Annotated in this window: 15 protein-coding genes; 4 read left to right on the forward strand and 11 right to left on the reverse strand. The window is 74.8% G+C overall.

The window, feature by feature from the left end; genetic code table 11:
• Nucleotides 1-334 precede the first annotated feature (334 nt).
• The 7 genes from HFV08_RS11560 to HFV08_RS11590 form a co-directional block, all read right to left on the reverse strand.
• Nucleotides 335-1,084 carry a thioesterase II family protein gene (locus HFV08_RS11560; RefSeq protein ID WP_168538470.1) on the reverse strand — a complete coding sequence of 250 codons (750 nt, stop codon included), beginning with the start codon at nucleotides 1,082-1,084 and terminating at the stop codon, nucleotides 335-337.
• Nucleotides 1,081-1,818 (reverse strand): 3-oxoacyl-ACP reductase FabG, encoded by a 738-nt coding sequence (gene fabG, locus HFV08_RS11565; RefSeq protein ID WP_168538472.1) that lies wholly within the window; start codon nucleotides 1,816-1,818, stop codon nucleotides 1,081-1,083. The genes HFV08_RS11560 and fabG overlap by 4 nt, the downstream gene beginning before the upstream one ends.
• Nucleotides 1,815-2,075, reverse strand: a complete 261-nt coding sequence (locus HFV08_RS11570) for an acyl carrier protein (RefSeq protein ID WP_168538474.1) — start codon at nucleotides 2,073-2,075, stop codon at nucleotides 1,815-1,817. Before HFV08_RS11570 ends, fabG begins: the two co-directional genes overlap by 4 nt.
• On the reverse strand, nucleotides 2,072-3,094 hold the full coding sequence (locus tag HFV08_RS11575) for a beta-ketoacyl synthase N-terminal-like domain-containing protein (protein ID WP_312885525.1): 1,023 nt from the start codon (nucleotides 3,092-3,094) through the stop codon (nucleotides 2,072-2,074). The genes HFV08_RS11570 and HFV08_RS11575 overlap by 4 nt, the downstream gene beginning before the upstream one ends.
• Nucleotides 3,091-4,263 carry a beta-ketoacyl synthase N-terminal-like domain-containing protein gene (locus tag HFV08_RS11580; RefSeq protein WP_168538476.1) on the reverse strand — a complete coding sequence of 391 codons (1,173 nt, stop codon included), beginning with the start codon at nucleotides 4,261-4,263 and terminating at the stop codon, nucleotides 3,091-3,093. The genes HFV08_RS11575 and HFV08_RS11580 overlap by 4 nt, the downstream gene beginning before the upstream one ends.
• Nucleotides 4,260-6,125, reverse strand: a complete 1,866-nt coding sequence (locus HFV08_RS11585; protein ID WP_168538477.1) for an AMP-binding protein — start codon at nucleotides 6,123-6,125, stop codon at nucleotides 4,260-4,262. The genes HFV08_RS11580 and HFV08_RS11585 overlap by 4 nt, the downstream gene beginning before the upstream one ends.
• A gap of 345 nt (nucleotides 6,126-6,470) precedes the next feature.
• Nucleotides 6,471-7,202 (reverse strand): TetR/AcrR family transcriptional regulator, encoded by a 732-nt coding sequence (locus HFV08_RS11590; protein WP_168538478.1) that lies wholly within the window; start codon nucleotides 7,200-7,202, stop codon nucleotides 6,471-6,473.
• 325 nt (nucleotides 7,203-7,527) lie between these two features.
• On the opposite strand from HFV08_RS11590, the gene HFV08_RS11595 reads away from it, so the two are divergent.
• Together HFV08_RS11595 and HFV08_RS11600 are read left to right on the forward strand one after the other, a co-directional pair.
• Entirely contained in the window at nucleotides 7,528-8,751 is a 1,224-nt protein-coding gene (locus HFV08_RS11595) for a cytochrome P450 family protein (protein ID WP_168538480.1), read from the forward strand.
• A gap of 554 nt (nucleotides 8,752-9,305) precedes the next feature.
• Nucleotides 9,306-11,477 carry a hypothetical protein gene (locus tag HFV08_RS11600; RefSeq protein ID WP_168537949.1) on the forward strand — a complete coding sequence of 724 codons (2,172 nt, stop codon included), beginning with the start codon at nucleotides 9,306-9,308 and terminating at the stop codon, nucleotides 11,475-11,477.
• A gap of 104 nt (nucleotides 11,478-11,581) precedes the next feature.
• On the opposite strand, the gene HFV08_RS32510 is transcribed toward HFV08_RS11600, so the two are convergent.
• The gene (locus tag HFV08_RS32510; RefSeq protein WP_168538482.1) at nucleotides 11,582-13,036 is read right to left on the reverse strand and encodes a helix-turn-helix domain-containing protein; all 1,455 of its coding nucleotides are present in this window, start codon (nucleotides 13,034-13,036) and stop codon (nucleotides 11,582-11,584) included.
• Between the two features lie 175 nt (nucleotides 13,037-13,211).
• On the opposite strand from HFV08_RS32510, the gene HFV08_RS11610 reads away from it, so the two are divergent.
• Both HFV08_RS11610 and HFV08_RS11615 read left to right on the forward strand, forming a co-directional pair.
• Nucleotides 13,212-13,949, forward strand: coding sequence for a DUF4232 domain-containing protein (locus HFV08_RS11610; RefSeq protein ID WP_168538484.1), 738 nt, complete (start codon nucleotides 13,212-13,214; stop codon nucleotides 13,947-13,949).
• A gap of 73 nt (nucleotides 13,950-14,022) precedes the next feature.
• Nucleotides 14,023-14,673 carry a TerD family protein gene (locus HFV08_RS11615; protein WP_168538486.1) on the forward strand — a complete coding sequence of 217 codons (651 nt, stop codon included), beginning with the start codon at nucleotides 14,023-14,025 and terminating at the stop codon, nucleotides 14,671-14,673.
• Nucleotides 14,674-14,974: 301 nt separating this feature from the next.
• Here the strand turns inward: HFV08_RS11615 and HFV08_RS11620 are convergent, their stop codons facing one another.
• The 3 genes from HFV08_RS11620 to HFV08_RS31130 form a co-directional block, all read right to left on the reverse strand.
• Complete coding sequence (locus tag HFV08_RS11620; RefSeq protein WP_168538548.1) at nucleotides 14,975-15,832, reverse strand: amidohydrolase family protein; 858 nt, start codon at nucleotides 15,830-15,832, stop codon at nucleotides 14,975-14,977.
• Nucleotides 15,833-16,027: 195 nt separating this feature from the next.
• Nucleotides 16,028-16,798 (reverse strand): ABC transporter permease, encoded by a 771-nt coding sequence (locus HFV08_RS11625; protein WP_168538488.1) that lies wholly within the window; start codon nucleotides 16,796-16,798, stop codon nucleotides 16,028-16,030.
• Between the two features lies 1 nt (nucleotide 16,799).
• A partial coding sequence (locus HFV08_RS31130) for a DUF8746 domain-containing protein (protein WP_512700956.1) occupies nucleotides 16,800-17,154 on the reverse strand: 355 nt, incomplete at its 5' end.

Below are 17,154 nucleotides of genomic sequence, written 5' to 3' on the forward strand. Positions count from 1 at the left end.
CACCCCCAGCCGCCCCTCCGGGCGGACGGCGGCACCGGCCCGGAGGCCGTTCGCGCGGGTCCGGCCGGGTGTGCCCGTACCACAGTCCGCGGCGGGCGCAGCGGAGCGCGAACGGCGCACGGCCCGGGGTGGGTTGCCGGTGGCACGCAGGGACGCGGCACGGCGCGGTGAGCGCACCGCCCGCACCCGCACCGGCGTGCGCCCCCCGCGGTGAAGGGGTGTTGTCCGCTGCGAAACAGGCGTAATAGCAAGGGAGTTGTACGGTGAAACGATCGCGCCGGCGTCGGCTCCGGAATGGGCACTCGGTGTCAACTGCCGCTGAAATAGCGCGAGTTCACAGGGCGGGTGCGGTAACAGTCTGGACAATGCTCTTCCGATGCTCGGTCAGGTAGAAGTGGCCGCCCGGGTAAAGGTGCGTACCGCGGAAGTCCTTGGTGTACTCCGCCCAGGCGCTCAGCTCCCCGGGGTCCACCAGCGGGTCGTCGAGTCCGCCGGAGACCGACAGCGGCACGGGCAGCGGCGGCGCCCCGGCGTCCGGCCGCCAGCCGTCCACCACCGCGAAGTCCCCGCGCAGCAGCGGGCCGAAGCGCGCCCAGACCGCCGCGTCGTCGAGCAGCCGCGGCGGGCAGGCCCCGGTGGCGCGCAGCCAGTCCCGCAGCTCCTCCTCGCCGAGCAGATGCCGCGGCGGCTCGTACGGGCGGAAGCGCGAGGGCGGCTGGAAGGCGGAGAGGTGCAGGGCGCGGGGCAGCGGGTCGCCCTCGGCCAGCAGGCGCCGGGTCAGCTCGTAGGCGAGCAGGGCGCCCATGCTGTGCCCGAAGAGCACGAAGGGGCGGTCCCACCAGTCGGCGAGCTGGGCGCGCAGGTCGTCCACCAGGGCGGCGCTGTCGCCGAGCAGCGGCTCGGCGCGCCGGTGCGCCCGGCCGGGGTAGTCCGGCAGGCAGACCTCCCAGTCGGCGGGGAACCGCGCGGCCCAGCCCCGGTAGAGCAGGTGGGAGCCGCCGCCGTGGTGGATCAGGAAGACCCGTACCGCCGGGTCGGCGAGGGGCGCGGGGCGGGTGAGCCGGGCGGCGGCGGCCGGGCTCACAGGGTCAACCCGCCGTCCACGCTGAGGACTTCACCGGTGATGAAGCGGGCCCGGTCGGAGACCAGGAAGGAGACCGCGTCCGCCACGTCCTCCGGGCGGCCGAGGCAGCGCAGCGGGGTGCGCCGCAGATGCTGCTCGCGCGCCTTGTCCGGCATCTCGGCGGTCATGTCGGTCTCGATGAGGCCCGGGGCGACCGAGTTGACGCGGATGTGGAAGCGCCCGTTCTCCTTGGCGAGGGCGCGGGTGAAGCCGAGGATGCCCGCCTTGGAGGCCGCGTAGTTGGTCTGCCCGATGCCGCCGTGGATCCCCGCGATGGAGGAGATGGTGACGAAGGCGCCCGCGCGGCGCCGCACCATCGGCTGGAGGGCGGCCCGGCACAGGTGGAAGGTGCCGTCCAGATTGGTGCGCAGCACGGACTCCCACTCGGCGTCCTCCATCAGCGCGAGGGGGCGGTCCCGGGCGATGCCCGCCGCGGTCACCACCGCCGCGGGGGCGCCGAACTCCTCCACCGCCTCGGCCACGAAGGCGCGTACCGCGGGCCCGTCGGCGACGTCGAGCCGGGTGGCGAGGGTGCGGGCCCCGGCCTGACGGGCCTCCTCCGCCGCCTCCTGGGCCGCGTCGGTGCGGGTGCGGTAGCAGAAGGCCACGTCGTAGCCGTCCTGGGCGAGGCGGACGACGACGGCCCGGCCGATCCCGCGCGAGCCCCCGGAGACCAGGGCGAGCGGGCGGCTCATGCCGGGTGCCGCTCGGCCAGGCGGGCGGTGACGAAGCCGTGCAGCTCGTCGAGGGTCGACACCCCGGAGGCGAGGACCTCCTCGATGGAGATGCCGTAGAGGTTCTCCACCTGGGAGGAGATCTCCAGCTGGACCAGCGAGTCGACCTCCAGCTCCTCCGCGAAGTCGGCCCGGTCGCCGACCTCTTCGCGGTCGGCCTCCAGCGCGTCGGCGACAATGCCGCGCAGGTCTTCCTTGTTCACCTCGGTGGCGCTCAACTCTGCTCTGTCCTCTCGGAGTTCGGTGGTACGTATCGGGTCAGGAGCAGCGCCGCGGCGGTCTCGGGCCCGCCGCCCGCACTCGCCAGGACCGTCTCGGCACGGGTGGCGTCCAGGTGCGCCACCGCGGCGGCGCACTGCACCACGCCGAGGGCCCCGGAGAGCGGACCGAGCGCCTGCTCGACATCCAGCCGGGGCGCGCCCGCGGTCAACTCCTCCTCCCCGGCTTGCTGTTCGCCGGTGAGCCACAGGTCCACCGGCCCTTCGAGCGGCGCGGCCAGGCCCCCGGCGGCCTCGGCCGCGGCCTGTGCCGCCGAGGAGGCCCTGCCGCAGGCGGCGAGGAGGGCCCGCGGATGCGCGCCGCGCGCGGCGGCGTCCTCGGCGCGCTCCAGGACGACCGCCGCGGCGGCGTCCGTGGTCTCCCGGCCGAGCAGCCGGGTGACCGCGGGGCCCGAGGGCTCCACGCCGACCACCAGGACGGTACGGGCCCGCCCCGCGGCGAGCAGCACCCGGGCCCAGAACAGCGCGTCCAGGCCGCTGCTCTGACCGTTGCAGACGGTCAGGCTCGGTCCGCGCAGGCCGTGCCGGATCGCCAGATAGCCCGCGCAGACATTGCTCGACGTCCCCGGCAGCCCGAGCGGGGTCAGCCCGGTGACGCCCTCCCGGGCGATGGTGTCGCTGAGGGCGGCGACCGTGTCCAGGGTGCCGAGGGTGCTGCTGACGACCACCGCCGCGGTGTCCGCCTCCCCCGTGAACCCGCCGTCCGCGTCGAGGAGTTGAGCCTCCGTGAGGGCGGGCGCCGCGGCGCGCAGCGCCAGCCGGGAGGCCCGGTCCAGGTTGCGCAGCTCGCGGCCCTTGAGCCCGGTGACCGGGTCGAACCCCCCTGGCCCGTACGGCGGTCGGCGGAGCAGATCGGCCGGTCCGGTCAGGCCGGTGACGGCGGTCCCGGTGCCGGTGACGACGACCGGGGCCGCGCTCGCCGGCAGGGCGCGCAGCGGCAGCGGGCCGGGGGCCGTCACGCGGCCTCCACCATGGCCACCGCGTTGATCCCGCCGAGGCCGAAGGCGTTGACCTGGACGATCCGGGGCGCGGCGGCGACGGCGGCGCCGCGCACCAGGCGCAGCCCGGCGGCCTCCGGTATCGGCTCGGTCAGCCCGTGCACCGGCGGCACCGTCCCGCGCCGCGCGGCGAGCACCCCCATGACGAGGCTGAGCAGCCCGGAGCCGCCCAGGGTGTGCCCGGTCAGCGATTTGATCGCGGTCATCAGCGGGCCGCCGGAGCCGGGGAAGATCCGGCCGAGCACGGCGGCCTCGGTCTCGTCGTTGCGCGGGGTGCCGCTGCCGTGGCACATCACCAGGTCCACGTCCGCGGGCCCGAGCCCGGCCCGCCGGTGGGCCTCCCGTACCACCCAGTCGATGCCCTCGGCGTCGGGCGCCGTGGCGTGCCGGGCGTCGCAGTTGACGCCGACCGAGCGCAGCCGGGCGTGCACCCGGGGCGCGCCGGTGCTGCCGGCGCCGGTGTCAACGGCGGTGTCGGCGCTGCGGCGCAGCACCACGGCGACCGCGCCCTCGCCCATCAGCATGCCCTTGTGGGTGGTGTCGAAGGGCCGCAGGGCGCGCGGGATCTCGTTCTGCACCCGGTCCAGGGTGCCGAAGGCGCTCTCGGTCATCGAGTCGCTGCCCGCGACCACCACGGTGTCGGCCATGCCGAGGGCGAGCAGGTCGGTGCCGAGGGCCAGCGCGCCGAGCGAGGCCGAGCAGGCGTTGGCGAAGGTGTGCGCGTCCTCGGCGCCGAAGGCCGCGCCGAGGGCGGGCCCGAAGTGCAGGGCGGCCGGGTCCAGGGCGGTGCCCTCGCGCCACCAGAGTTCGGCGCTGCGCTGCTCCCGCAGGGTGGTGCCGACCAGCACCGGGATCCGGCCGAGCCCCCCGTCGGTGCCCGCGTCGAGGCCCGCGTCGGCGAGGGCCTGCCGGACGGCGGTGGTCAGCCAGCGGGTCGCGCGCAGCGGTTCGTCGGCGCCGTCCGCGGGCCGGTCGTCGATCTCGTAGGCGTAGCCGCCGCGGTAGCGGGTGCGGTCGAAGGCGCGCAGCGGGGCGCGGCTCTCCCGGCTCGCGCACAGCGCCTCGAAGACGGCCCCGGGGCTGTCGCCCAGATTGGCGACCGCTCCCATGCCGATGATGTCCCAGCTCACCGCTGCCCGGCCCGCTCCCGCAGCCGGAAGGCGGCCAGTTTGCCGGTGGAGGTGGTGGGCATCTCGTCCACGAACTCCAGCCGGGCCGGGCGCTTGTAGGCCGCCAGTCGGCTGCGCAGGGCGCCCATCACGGTGCGCCGCAGCGCCTGCCGCTCGATCTCGGCGACGGGCTGCACGTAGAGCACCGCGGACTGCAGCCCGTGCTCGTCCTCGGTGCCGACGACGGCGCAGTCCCGCACCCCGGCGGTGGCCCGTACGACCTCCTCGATCTCGGCGGGCGGCACCTTGTAGCCGCCGAGGTTCAGCAGGTCGTCGGCGCGGCAGAGGTGGGTGAACGGGCCGCCGTCCGGGGCGCGCCGGACGATGTCCCCGGTGTAGAGGCCGCCGTCCGCGAAGGCCCGGGCGGTGGCCTCGGGCAGGCCCAGGTAGCCGAGGGCGACGGTGGGCCCCGCGATGTGCAGGCGTCCCGGCTCGCCGTCCGGTACGGGTACGCCGTCCTCGTCCCGCACGCTCGCGGTGACCCCGGGCACCGGCTGGCCGAAGGTGCCGGGCATGGCCTCGTCCGCCGGGGTGGCGACCACGATGTGCAGCGACTCGGTCGCCCCGAGGCCGTTCACCAGACCGGCGCCGAAGGTCTCGCGGACCCGCTCGCCGAGACCCGCGGGCAGGTTCTCGCCCGCCGCCACGCACAGCCGGACGTCCTCCACCGACTCCGGTGCGGCGCCCGGCAGTTGGTCGAGCAGCGCCGCGTACATCCGGGGCACCAGGAAGAGCACGGTGGGCCGGTGGCGCTTGACGGCGACGGTGACGGTGGGCGCGTCCACGGTGCCGCGGAGCAGCACGGTGGTGGCGCCCGCGGCGAGCGGGCACAGTACGGAGTTGCCGAAGCCGTAGCCGAAGGACATCCGCGCGGTGGAGAGCACCACGTCCCCGGCGCGCAGCCCGAGGAAGCCCTCCGCGGACCGGAGCAGGCCGAGGATGCCGCCCGCGGAGTGGCGCACCCCCTTGGGCCGTCCGGTGCTGCCGGAGGTGTACTGCACCAGCACCTCGTCCGCCTCGGCGGCCCGCGCCGGGGCGCCCGCGCGCGAGGGCCGGTAGGCGGGGTTGTCCCCGGGCGTCTCGCGCGCGGCGAGCGCGGTACGGACGTCGTCACCGCTCAACTGCGGCAGTGCGGCGAGGAGTTCGGCGACCGCCTGCTGCCGCCGGGGCGGGGCGTCCAGGTGCAGGAGACCGGCGGCGCAGTCCCCGGCGATATAGGCCAGCTCCTCGTCGGTGAGCATCGGGCTGACCACCACCGGCACACAGCCGCGCCACCACAGGCCGAGCACGGCGGCGGCGGTCGCCGCGGAGTCGTCGGCGACGAGCAGGCAGCGGGTCCCGGCGGCGATCCCCAGCGCGTCCAGGGCACCGGCGTAGCCGCGGGCGGCGTCGAGCAGCCGCGCGTAGCCGACCTCGCCGACGTCCGGGTCCACATAGGCGCTGACCGCGCCCCGGCCCGCCGCCACATGGGCGGAGACCAGCGTCTCGACCAGGTCGGTGCCGCCCGCCTCCGCGACCGGCCGCGACGGCGTGTCCACGGTCTCGGCCAATTCCACTACGGGTTCGGCCTGTTGGCCGGGCTCCACCGAGCGGGCCGCCTTGGTGAGGACCTCCGCCGCCTCCCGCAGGCTGCCCATCGCGGTGGCGTCCTCGGCGGTCAGGCGGACGCCGAACTCCCCCTCGACACGTGCCGTGATGGCGGTCTTCTCCAGCGAGTCGGCGCCGAGGTCCTCGTAGAAGCGGGCGTCCTCCGGCACTTCCGCGGGGTCCAGTTCGAGGATGGACGCGACGATGCCGCGCAGCCTCTCAAGCTTCTCGTGCATCCGAAGAGTCCTTCTCCATTCGGTCGCAGGGGCCCCTCGTCACGGGTCCGCCCGCACTCCGGTCCGACGCGGCGCGCTCGTCCGGGAAACCCCCGTCACGCACCCCGCCCTCCGGACGGGCGACGAGTTCTGGCCACGGCCCCGGAGAGGGGCAACCCTATGGCCGACCACGGTGCTCCCGACCCGGCACGCACCCCTACTCCGACCCCTGAACACCCCTAACTTCCGAAACAAGCACGGGTGTTCGTTTAGCGCGCGACAACAGGCCGTACGAGCAAGGGAGTCGGACACCCTCGGTGAGCAGGGAATACGGACGGTTCGGCGATCTTCGGGCCCGAGTGGGCCTTAGTTGGCCTCAGTCGGCCTCGGGGACGGGCGGTGCGGACCCAACTCCCGCAGCACCTCCCCCAGTTCCCCGGCGGTGAGGGCGGCGCCCGGCAGCGGGGCGGCGGCCGGGGCGGCGCGCAGTCCGTCGAGGAGGAGGGCCAGCGGGCGGCGCCAGGCGTCCGGGGCGGCGGCACCGGTCAGCGCCGGCACCGCGCGGCCGAGCGCGGCGAGCGTGAACAGCAGGTCCTCGGCGGTGACTTCGGCCCGGACGCTGCCCTCCGCACGGCCGCGGTCGAGCAGCAGCTGAACCGTACGGCGGTTGTGCGCGTGCACCGCGTCCAGCGCCGGGATGCCCCGCAGCGGGGTGGTCATCAGGTCGTTGGTGCCGCGGTCGGCGGCGAGCACGGTGAAGACGGCCGCCAGATAGCCGCTCAGCCCGGCCCAGGCGTCCGGCGCCGTCCGCGCCCGCTCCCCGGCGGCCATCGTCTCCGCCAGCGGATCACGGAAGACCGCGCCGACCAGGGCGACCCGGCTGGGGAAGTGCCGGTAGAGCGTCGCGTTGCCCACCCCCGCCCGGCGGGCGATCACATCGAGCGGCGCCTCAAGACCCTGCTCGGCGAAGACCTCCCGGGCCGCCCCGACGAGGAGGTCCCGGTTGCGGCGGGCGTCGCGGCGACGGGGAGGGCCGGAATCGGACGGGGCGCCCGCGCGGACACCGGACGAAGGGGCCGCGCCGGACGAAGCGTCCACGCCGGAGGAAGCGTCCAGGCCGGACGAAGGGGCCGCGCCAGATGAAGGGGCCTCGCCGGATGAGCGGTCCGCATCCGGCGAAGGGCTCGGATCGGGCGGGCCGAGGGTCATGTGGTCGTCCTCCGTGGCGGCGGGAATCGGAAAGCGGGGAGCACTCCCCGGTACGGATGCTATCGTCGGACAGGAAACGGGGAGCACTCCCCGCTTCCATCCCCAGCCGCTCGCCCACTCCACGCGCTGCCCGCGGCCTCCGCGCTGTCCTCGGCCTCCGCGGTCGCCCCGCCCCCGGCCGAGGACCCCGGACGACAAAGGAAGGTGGCAGGCGATGGCCGCGCCCACTCTGGAGCAACTGGCCCCCGCAGGGCATGACGTGGCAGCCGATCCGTATCCCGTCTGGGCGGAGCTGCGCGCCCGGGGTCCCGTGCACCGGGTCGCGGTCCCCGAGAGCGGAGAGTGCTGGCTCGTCCTCACCTACGAGGCGGCGCGTGCGGCGCTGACCGACCCGCGGCTGCGCAACGACCTCCGCCACTCCTCCTGGGGAAGCGACGGCGGTCACGCCCTCGGCCGCAATATGCTCCAGAGCGATCCGCCGCAGCACACCCGGCTGCGGCGGCTGGTCGCGGGCCACTTCACCCCGGGCCGGATCAGCGCCCTGCGCCCGCGGATCGAGGCCCTCTGCGCCGAACTCCTCTCCGCGCTCCCGCGGCAGGGCACCGTGGACCTGGTCAGCCGGTACGCGCTGCCGCTGCCGGTGACCGTCATCTGCGAACTGCTCGGCGTCCCGGACGTGGACCGCGCCCTCTTCCACAGCTGGTCCAACTCCCTTGTCCTGCCCGCCTCGCAGGAGTCGGCCGCCGCTGCCGCGGCCGGGCTGACCGGATATCTCACCGAACTGATCGACCGTCTCTCGGCCTCCCCGGACGGCACGCTGCTCAGCGACCTCGCCGAGGCGGCGCGCCTCCCCGCCCCGGTCGGCGCCGAGGCCGCCGGGCCCGGATCCGCGCCGGGGCTCGACCGCGAGGAACTCCTCGGCATGGCCTTCCTGATCCTGGTCGCCGGGCACGAGACGACGGTCAACCTGATCTCCGCCACCGTGCACAGCCTGCTCTGCCACCCGGACCAACTCGCGCTGCTCCGCGCCGATCCCGCCCTCATGGAGTCCGCCGTCGAGGAGTCGCTGCGCCTCAACTCCCCGGTCCACGCCAGTGCGTTCCGCTTCGCCGCCGAGCCCCTGGAACTCGCGGGGACACGGATACCCGCCGGTGACGCCGTGCTGGTCTCGCTCGCCGCGGCCTCCCGCGACCCGGCCCGCTTCCCCGGCCCCGACCGCTTCGACCTGCGGCGCCGGGCGCAGGGACACCTCGGCTTCGGTCACGGCCTGCACCACTGCCTCGGCGCCCCGCTCGCCCGTGCCGAGACCGCCCTCGCCCTGCGCGGCCTCCTCGCAGACCGCCCCGCACTGGACTTCGCCACCGACCCGGCACACCTCCCCTGGCGCTCCGGCACCTTGCTGCGCGGGCTGGCGGAACTGCCGGTGGTCGTGGGGTGATCGGGTCCGACGCCGAGGTGGTCGACCGCGCCGTCCGGCCGCCGACCGCCCGCCCGGAGTGCGCCCGCGCGCCCCCGGTCCACTCCGGGAGCGGTGTGACCACCCCATGATCCTTTCGTTGAGGGAGACAGCGGCCCCCGGGCGGACGTCCGGCCGCGAGGAACCACCGCGAGGAGGAACCGACCGCGAGGAACCGGTCCTCAGCCCCCTCCCTGAGAAAGGCACCCCGCTCCATGGCCCCTCCTCAACTCCCCCCACGCTTCCAGCGCTCCCCCCGTGTCCCGCGCCCCGCCGCCCCACCACAGGCGGAGCAGCCCCAGGACGCACGGACCGCGAAAGCCCCGCAGGACTCAGAGACCACGGAGGCTCCCCAGGACCCAGGGCCCGCGGAGCCACCGCACAGCCCAGGGACCACCGAGCCTCCCCACGGCCTGCGGAACAAGGAGCACCCGCAGCCCCCGGGCCCCACCCCGGCTCCGACCGCCCAGGCAGGCACCCGCAAGCGCGCCTCGCAGAGTGAGGCGGAGGCCGAACTCCTGGACCGGTACACCGCCTTGGTCCGCCTCGCCTATCTGACGCTGCCCCCGCGGCTGACCCGGCACCGCAGGGTCCTGCGCGCCCACGCGGCGGCCCAGCGGGCGCTGCCGGGCAAGACCGGTCTGCGCCTGCCCCGGCAGCGCGGCGAACGGACCGCAGCCGGCCCGGAAGCGAGCGGCGGCGCCGGAACGGCCGACGGGCCAAGCGTCGCAACGGCCGACGGCCCGAACGCTGGGCTGGGCGATGGTCCGATCGCCGGAAAACCCGGTGGACCGAACACCGAACCGAACGCCGAACCGAGCGCCGGGCAGGACGCCGGGCTGGGCGACGGAGTCCGCGCCCGGGTGCTCCGGTCGGTGCTGCGGCTGGAGCGGCGGCCGCGCGGGTGGCCGAAGGCGGTGCCGCCGCCGCGGGCGCTCCTGCCGGGGCTCCCCGTGGTCTGGGGGCTGCGGGTGTTCCCCCGGGCGGGCGGGGCCGAGGAGATCGCCCTCGCCCAGGCGCTGTCCCGGGTCCCCGCGCCGGTACGGGCCGCCTTCGTCCTGCGGCGGGTGGACGGGCTGCCCGAGGACCGGGTGGAGCGGCTGCTCGGCGCCGCCGGGGTGGACGCGCCCGCCGCCGCCGTACGGGGTGCCCGGCGGCTCGACGACTCGGTGAGCCCGACCGCCGAAGCCCTGCTGCGTTCCCGGGAGTTCGACGCCTGCTCGGTGCAGACCCGGCCCACCGACCTGGTGCGGCGCCGCAGGCGCAAGCGGCTGGCGCAGACACTGCTCGCGTCCGCCGCGGTCGCCGCGGTGCTCCTGCTCGTGGCGGACCCGCGCGAGGACTCCGACTCCACCCCCTCCTCGGGCGCCGCCCTGCCCTACGGTTCCCTCGCGCCCGGCTCCGGAGCGCTCGACCCGGACCGGCTGGTACGGGTGCCCTCCGGCGCCTGGGCCGACACCTCGCGCGTCGACTTCACCGCCTGGCCGGCCCGCGGCGCACGCGCCGACGACCGGGAGCTGCTCACCCGCGCCCTCACCGCCTGGACCGCACCACCGCGCGGCCTCCGCGCCCGCTCGGTGGCCGGCACCCCGACCGAACCCCCCACCCGCGCACCGCAGTTGCTCTACGCGGGAGACGTACCGGGCACCGGAGCCGCGCAGCCCGCCGCCTCAGGAACCCCGGGGAAGAAGGCAGTTGAGGAAGAAGGCGAGGAACCGGCGGACACGGCCGTCGTCCTCTTCAGCGACGGCGAACGCCTCGCCCGCTACCGCGAACCCCGCGAGGGCACCCCGGACTTGGAGATCTCCCGTACCGACAACGCCGATGTGACGACCGCCGCCGCCGTGGTCCTCACCCGTGCGGACGGCGCCGCCCGCTATCTGACGGCGCCCTGGATCGCCGAGGCGGGGACCCGGGACCTGCTGCGCCCCGAGACCCCCGGGCGCCCGCTCGGCCTCGGCCCGGACGGCGTCACCGGCTGGGTGCGCGGGCCCGGCGCGGGCGGCGCCGGGTGCCCCGACTGGCCCGTGCTGCAACTGCGTTCCTCGCCCAGGATCGTGGAGAAGCACGCCTTCCTGCTCACCGACCTCGGCGGCCTCTCCGCCGCCCACCTCACCTACACCCCGCCGCCCGGCCACGGTCCCGCCCGGCGGCCCCGCGAGGCCACCGGTTCGGCGGCGCTGCTGTCCTGGGCGCACTCCGCCTGCCGCCTGGCCACCCTGCGGGACAGCGGCGTACGGGCCGTCAACACCTGGGACTTCGCCGAGCAGAAGCTGCCCGAGGACGCCGGACCCGCCGTGTGGACCTGCACCCGTGCCTCGACCTGGCGCGGCCCCGGCAGCCTCCTCGTCCAGTTCCGCACCGCCGAGGGCCCGGCGTCCCGACCGGCCCGTCTGGTGGCGAGGACCCGGGACACGGCCGCCTGCAGCAGGTTCGGCCAGCACATCGTCGCGGGCACCCCCTGGCGGGCACCCTCCGGCCAGGAGTTCTACCTCGCCGCGGGCAGCCGCGAGGTCACCCGGCTCACCGTCACCGGCGGCGCCCAGGCGGAGGTACGGGGCCGGACCCTGGCCGTACGCACCGGACGTACCGGCGAGACCTCCGGGGACGGCACCTCCGCACCGACGCGGCGAGGGGCCGAGGAGAGCGCACCGCCGCGCGTGACCGGACGCCTCGCCGACGGGGAGGTCCTGCGCCAGGTGCGGTGACCCTGAGCGGTGGCCCTGAAGCGAGAGGCGGGGGAGAGAGTGGAGCAGAGGGCCCGCGGCGGTCTCAACCGCCGCCGCGGCCGGCGGACTTCACTCCCTCACTCTCACTCCTCCTGCTGCTCGATCCGGCGCTGCCACTCCACGCTGCCGAGCGGGAAGTCGTAGCCGGGGCGGTCCGCGTTCGCGCTGGTGCGGAAGGGCTGGCCGCGGTTGTCGATGCGTACGGTGCCGCGGCGGTCGCCGCTCGACCACTCCAGGGACATCTCCCAGCGCACATCGTGCGCCTTGCTGCGCGCGTTGATGTAGAAGACCTCGGGGTCGGACTCGCTGACCTTGTACGGGAAGTCGCCCTGGCTGCCCTGCGCCACGACGGCCGGGCTCGACTTGTCCAGGTCGAGCCCGAACTCCTTGGGCACCACCCGGCCTCCGCAGCCGACCGCCATCGCGTAGTCGTTCCAGTCGAGCGGGGCGCCGCTGCTGATCACCCGTACATGCAGCGCTTCGAGGACAACGGTGCCCTTGCCGGTGCCCTGCACGGTGAGCGCGACCCGCTGCTCGTCGGAGGAGACGGCGCCGTAGGCGGCCGCCCAGCGCGGGGCGTTCGGCTCGTCCGCGGGCGGGCCGACCTGGGACGGGTCCCGGTCGACCAGGAAGTGCTGGCTGCACGGGTCGGCGTAGGTGTACGGGCGGACCGCGACGCTCAACGGGTCACCGCTCGCGGCCTCTTCGGAGCCGCCGTGGGAGCCGGGCTTGACCGGCACCGAGGTCTCGGAGGCCCGTCCGGACGGCGAGGTGCTCCCCTTCGGCTCCGTAGCGGAGGGACTCGGCTTGCCGGTGGCCTTGCCGGACTTCTCGCCGTCCGGCCCCGAGGTGACCCCCGGGTCCGCCTTCCGCCCGGCCTCGTCCGCGTCCCCGTCCGGCAGCGTCAGCGCGAGCGCCGCACTGCCGAGCACGGCCGCCGCCACCAGCGAGGCGACCAGGGCCACCCGCCGCCTCCGCAACCACCGCGGCGAGGAGCCGGACGGAGCAGGAGGCGAAGGAGCGGGGGAGGGTTCGGGAGAGGAGGAAGCGGCGGACGGGGAAGGCGAGTTGGGAGCGGAGGCCGCCCCGGGAGCCGCCCCGGGCCCGGCAGCGGATGCGGCCCCGGCCACCGGCGCTTCCGATGCCGCCCCGCTCCCCCGCCCCTCCTTCCCGCCGTTCTCGTCCTTCCCGCCGTTCTCGTCCTTCTCCTGCCACTTCCCCTCCGGCTCCCCGCCGGTCGACGGGCCCGGCCTGCTGCCCCGGGAGGCATCGGCGAGGATCCACTGGCGGTGCAGCTCCACGAGTTCCGCGGGGGTGGCCTTACAGAGCCGTGCGAAGCGCTCCACCGGGGCGTAATCCGTGGGAACGGCCGTGCCGTTGCAGTATCTGTGCAGCGTGGACGTGCTCATGTGCAGCCGCTTCGCGAGGGTTCCGTAACTCAGACCGGAACGGTCCTTCACCTCGCGCAGCAGACTCGCGAACCCCTCCGGACGCCCGTGATCCTTCGGCCCTGACACCTGTTCCTCCGCCTCCCGCATCCCGGTCCAGCGTTCCAGGGCGGTCGTGTTCTCGCAGTTCAGAGCCGGTACGAATGTTCCAGCATCCCGTGCGGACGGCCAGTTGTGGCCGCTGGGACACATCGCCGTACAAGCTCAAGCTCGTCCTGGTCATCCAAGCACCAGGCCCATCTCAGACCGAAGGGGATCCTTCCGCATGTCCGGCATCCGCTCCTCCCGCGTCCGCCTGCTCACCGCCGCCTCCGCGGTCGCCCTCACCGCCCTCTCCCTGACCGCCTGCGAAGACGGCACCGGCACCCGGGACGAGGGAGCCTCGGCGTCCGTCGCCTCGGGGGCGAGCGGCGGGCAGACCCCGGGGGCAACCCCCTCGACCGGCCCGTCCGCCGGCTCGGACAAGATCTCCTCCGGTACGGACGACGAGTCATCCGGTACGGGTGGTTCCGGTGGTGCCCCCGCCGCACCGGAGAAGACCGGCCAGGCGCCCGCCGGGGCCGGTGGCGGAAAGGGGAGCGGCACCTGCACGGGGAGTAACACCCGGACCGTCGCCACCCAGGTGTCCCGGCCCCTCAACCGGATGCTGCTGACCGTCACCAACACCGGCAAGTCCACCTGCTACCTGTACTACTACCCGGCGGTGAAGTTCGGCGCGGCGCAGTCGGTGCCCCCGGCGGTCGAAGAGACCAAGCCGCAGGCGGTCGTCACGCTGGGTCCTGGCGAGTCCGGTTACGCGGGCGTGAACCTTTCGGCGGCGGACGGCAGCGGTGGCAAAGGTCACACCGCGAAGAGCCTGACGGTGTACTTCACCGGCCGCTCCGGACAGGGCAGCACCGGCGCCGGAGCCCACCCGGCGCTGCCCGCGAAGGGGGTCCATGTGGACGACTCGGTGAAGGTCACGTACTGGCAGCAGTCCCTGGGCGACGCCCTGGAGTGGTGACCCCGGGGTGCGCCCCCGGGCGTGCCCCCGCCCGTGCCCCGGAGCGGTCCGCGCGCGTGGCCGACGTGCCAGGATGGGTAGACCGGATCCAGGAGGAAGACGGGCGAACCGGCCCGGGAGGCACCGCAGTCGGGCGCCTCCGGACCGGTGCCGGCGGTCCGGCCGCCGAGCGAGACGAGGGAGCGTTGTTGCGGTGAGCAGTGTCAGCAAGGGACTTGGCAAGGTGGAGGTGGCGGTGCGCTGGGACCCGAGTCCCACCGGCGCTCCGGCTCACGACCTCGACATCATCGCCGCCACGTACACCGAGGACGCCCCGCAGGGGCCGCCCGAGTACGTGGTGCACCACGACAGCCGCGCCCCCGACGGCACCATCAACCTCAACCGGGACAGCCGCACCGGTGTCGGCCTCGGCTTCGACGAGGTGATGGTGCTCGAACTCGACCGCCTCGCCGAGCGGTTCACCCGCGTCGTGGTGGGCGTCGTCATACAGCAGGGCGAGGGCCGCCTGACCTTCGGCGAGGTCGAGGGCACCGGCTACCGCGTCCGCGAGGGCTACACCGACCTCGCCGAGGGCGACTTCGGCGCGGTCGCGCCGAACACGGCGGTCGTCCTCGCCGAGTTCGCCCGCGACGAGCACGAGGAGTGGCGGATGCGGGAGGTCCTGCGCGGCTTCGGCGGCGACGAGGCGGACTTCGTGGCCGCGATGGGCCAACTGCACGGCTGAGCACGGGCGTTGGTCACGGAGGCGGGCGGCCGACAGCTCATGTCGGCCGCGGCCTCGCCGACCGGCTCCCCGCTCGGCGTCCCCCGCCCCGACACGCACGCGTCCGTCACGCTGCCGTGCTGCCGTGCTCCGTGCTGCCGCGTCCGGTCGGCCCGTGCATGCCCGCGCATGCCCGCGAGGCAGCCCGTCGTCCGTCTCCTGAACGCGCGACAAGCGCGATGAGGGAGCCGTCCGAGGGCCGGGACCCGCACCACGGCGACCGCCCCACGGCGAGCGGGACCCGCACCACGGCGAAGGGCGCCTACAGCGCGAAGAGCCTCCGCGCGTTGTCATGGCAGACCGCGCGCAGCCAGGCGGTGCCGAGGCCGGTGGACTCCAGGGCGCGGAGGGCCTCGGCGTAGGAGTAGGGGATGTTGGGGAAGTCGGTGCCGAGGAGTACACGGTCCCCGAGGTCGGCGAGCCGGGGCAGGGCGCGGCGCGGGAAGGGCATCGAGGACTCGGCGAACTCGGTGAAGTTCATGGTGGTGTCGAGCATGACCTGCGGGTGGCGCTCGGCCAGGGTGAGGAACTCCTCGTACTCCGGCATGCCCAAGTGGGCGATGATCAGGCGGAGTCGGGGAAATCGCCGCAGGAGCAGGCCGGTTGGGCCCGGTCCGGTGTAGGTGCCGGGTGCGGGGCCCGAGCCGCAGTGGGTGACGACCGGGAGGCCGGTCTCGGCGAGCAGGCCCCAGACCTCGTCGAGCAGCGGGTCGTTGGGGTCGAAGCCCCCCACCTGGAGATGGCACTTGAACACCCGGGCGCCCTGCTCCACCGCCCGCCGGACGTCCTCGGCGGCCCCCGGTTCGGCGTAGAAGGTGGCCGTGTGCAGGCAGTCCGGCGTACGGGCGGCGAAGTCGGCGGACCAGTCGTTCAGCCAGCGGGCCATGCCGGGCTTGTGCGGGTAGAGCATCGAGGTGAACGCCCGTACCCCGAAGCCGCGCAGGACCTCCAGGCGGCGCTGCTCCTCGTGCCGGTAGGCGATCGGCCAGGGCCGGTGCCCGAGCAGCGGTCCCGCGGTGTCGAAGTACGCCCATACCTTGGCCAGCACCCGTTCCGGCATGAAGTGGGTGTGTACGTCGATGAGTTGACCGAGTCCCAGGGAGCGCCGGAACGCCGCCACCTCGGCCCGCTCCCCTTCGAGGCGAGCGGCTTCGGCGGCGGCGTCCGGGTCGCGGTCCGGTCCGGATCCGGGTCCGGCGTCCGGGACGGTGCCCGGGCTCAACTGCTGTTCCTGTGGGGCCTGTTCCGGCACCGGAGTCCTCCAAGTCGTCGTCGGCGGACCCTGGTGCCGGGCACCCTTCGTGTTCCGGGTGCCTCAGGCGTCCCGGCGCCGGAGCATCACCCAGCCGCCGATGACCGAGGCCAGTACCCACAGGGCCATGACCAGGATCCCGCCCCACGGACCGTACGGGGTGCTGTCGTCGGCCGGAGCGACCACCTGCATGATCCGCTGGCCCGCCTGGTCCGGCAGCCACTGGCCGAACTTCTCGGTGGCCGAGATGTTGCCGAGGATGTTGGAGATCAGGAAGAAGAACGGCATCAGCACGCCCAGCGAGAGGGTGGCGCTGCGCAGCATGGCGGCGACGCCCATCGAGAAGACCGCGATGAGGGTCATGTAGAGCGCGCTGCCGAAGACCGCGCGCAGCACCCCGGAGTCACCGAGGGCGGCGCCGTGGTCGCCGAGTGCCGCCTGCCCGACGTAGAAGGACAGGAAGCTGGTGGCCAGCGAGACCGCGAAGGCGAGCCCGGTGGCCACGGTGATCTTGCCGAAGAGGAAGGCGCTGCGCCGGGGCACGGCCGCGAGGGAGGTGCGGATCATGCCGGTGGTGTACTCGTTCGCCACCACGAGCACACCGAAGACGATCATCGCCAGCTGACCGAGCGAGGTCCCGGCGAAGCTGATCTGGGTGGGGTCGAAGGTGAGCTGGTCCTGGCGGCTCATGTCGTCGAAGCCGCGCTCGGCGAAGATGCTGATCACCGCGCCGAGCGCGACGGTGACCGAGGCCGCGAGCGCCAGCGTCCAACTGGTCGAGGAGACCGAACGGATCTTGGTCCACTCGGAGGTGAACACCTGTGTCATCGCCATCTCAGCGACCCCTTCCACTGCTCTGCTGCCAGTCCTGGCCCCAGGCGGGGCCGCCGGGTCCACCCTGTCCACCGGGTGCGCCCGTTCCGCTGGGCACGGGGGCAGGCGGCAACTGCCCGGGAGGTGGAGCGAGTTGGCCGGGCGCGCCGGGAACCTGCCCGGGTGCCGGCTGCCCCTGGAGCGGGGCGCCGCCCGGCGGCGGGCCGCCGGCCGGGCCACCGCCGGCCCGGGTGTGGGCGTGGTATTCCACCGATTCGGCGGTGAGTTGCATGAAGGCCTCTTCCAAGGAGGCCTGCTGCGGGCTGAGTTCGTGCAGCACCAGGCGGTGGGTGGCGGCCAGTTCGCCGAGCCGGTCG

The sequence above is a fragment of the Streptomyces physcomitrii genome, assembly GCF_012273655.1.
Taxonomy (GTDB): domain Bacteria; phylum Actinomycetota; class Actinomycetes; order Streptomycetales; family Streptomycetaceae; genus Streptomyces; species Streptomyces physcomitrii.